This window comes from uncultured Serinicoccus sp., from assembly GCF_947500995.1.
Classification (GTDB): Bacteria; Actinomycetota; Actinomycetes; order Actinomycetales; family Dermatophilaceae; genus Ornithinicoccus.
This window is the reverse complement of sequence record NZ_CANMUA010000034.1, coordinates 1-561: the sequence shown is the minus strand read 5'-3', so window position 1 is coordinate 561 and position 561 is coordinate 1. Positions and strand designations below refer to the sequence as shown.

The window sequence follows — 561 nt, the reverse complement described above, 5'->3', positions numbered from 1 at the left end:
CGCCTCGCGCAGCGCAACGGCTACCGGCACCGGCCCCTGGACACCCGGGTGGGCACCTTGGACGTGGCGGTCCCCAAGCTGCGCAAGGGCACCTACTTCCCCGAGTGGCTGCTCGAGCGGCGCAAGCGGGCCGAGTCCGCGCTGATCACCGTGGTCGCGGACTGCTATCTGGCCGGGGTCTCCACCCGGCGCATGGACAAGCTGGTCAAGACGTTGGGCATCGACTCGCTGTCCAAGTCCCAGGTCTCCCGGATGGCCACCGACCTGGACCAGCTCGTCGAGGAGTTCCGCCACCGCCCCCTGGACCAGGCCGGCCCGTTCACGTTCGTGGCCGCCGACGCGCTCACGATGAAGGTGCGCGAGGGCGGGCGCGTCATCAACGCCGTCGTCCTGCTGGCCACCGGCGTCAACGGTGACGGGCACCGCGAGGTCCTGGGCACCCGCGTGGCCACCGCCGAGACCGGGGCCGCGTGGAACGAGTTCTTCGCCGACCTGGTGGCCCGCGGCCTGGACGGAGTGCGATTGGTGACCTCGGACGCCCACGCCGGGCTCGTCGAAGCG

The 561-nt window shown here is 71.8% G+C and carries 1 protein-coding gene; it reads left to right on the top strand.

The genetic code is table 11. The features are described from left to right. Positions 1-561: transposase (locus Q0967_RS17320; protein ID WP_299451311.1), on the top strand; the 561-nt coding region annotated here is incomplete at both ends.